At 51.4% G+C, this 1,113-nt stretch carries 1 pseudogene; it reads left to right on the top strand.

Annotated features, from left to right (window positions below):
* Window positions 1-18 precede the first annotated feature (18 nt).
* A pseudogene (locus ACED59_RS24510) lies at window positions 19-1,113 on the top strand (conjugal transfer protein TraG); the annotation flags it as partial.

The raw sequence follows: 1,113 nt of genomic DNA, 5'->3' as shown, positions 1-1,113 counted from the left end.
TTGATGATAGGCGTCCCTATGATAGCCAAAGGCATTTTAAAAGGCGGTCAAGAAGTCATGTCGAGCATGAACTACCAGCTCTCGAGCATGATTAACTCGACCAATGCCAGAGCGAGCGCTGCAGCGTCCACGGGTAATCTGGATTTTGGCAGTATGCAGATTGACAACCACAGCATGAACAACACCCATGCCAATAAGTTTGATACCAATACCCTCGCCAACCAAGGTCACAGCTACACCCAAAACCCAGACGGCTCGGTGACCACACAACACGGAGATGGGCGCACCACCTACGACAGCTCACAAACCACCAGTCGCGGCAACATCAGCGCCAACACACAAAGCATGCTGCAAGAGAGTGTGGCAAATGCCCGCAGCCAAACGCAGCAAAACCTTGAACAAACCAGTACCCAACTGAGTCAAACCATCCAAGGAGGCGCTGCGCTGAGCGACCGCTGGCATGATAGTGTGAGTAAAAACCTGGCTTACGGTGAAGGCAATACCAGTGGTTTTAATACTCAAGTCAACCAAGGTATGAATGACATGCAAACGGCGGTTGACAGCGTGATTCAACAAACGGGTTGGACGATAGACCAATCAAAAGCTTACCTGCAAAGTGTCTATGGCGGCTTCGAGGGTGGCCTAGGAACAGGCAAAGGGGCATCGCCATTCAATTTGGGCGCCAGTGGCGGCGTGAAATGGTCTGATGATGAGCGTACGGCTTACAGCAATATGAATGCCGAGCAAAAGCAGCAGCTTGAGCAAGCCACGCAGCAATACACCGAAGGGGCCAATGCCGTGACCAGTGCCGGCACGCAGGTGGACAATAAAGACACCCGAACGTCGGTTGAGCAGTTTGCGCATGATTTTGCAATTAATGCCAGCAACACCAAGTCTCTTGGTGCTAGCGTGATGCAAAGCCAATCGGACTTGAACGCCCTCTCGAATACTCAAACGCGCCTAAACTCTGGCAGTGCCAGCTTTACGGCCAATTCAATCCAAGGCTTCCAGAATTACTTGGAAACGACAGCTAAATTAGAACAACCAGACGTCCAACGCCTAATGACCGCTTACCAACCGGAAGATATTGCCGAGGCGAAAGAGCAATGGCAA

This window comes from Vibrio sp. FF266 (assembly GCF_041439695.1).
GTDB classification, from domain to species: domain Bacteria; phylum Pseudomonadota; class Gammaproteobacteria; order Enterobacterales; family Vibrionaceae; genus Vibrio; species Vibrio tasmaniensis_A.
This window is presented reverse-complemented; position numbering and strand designations above follow the sequence as displayed.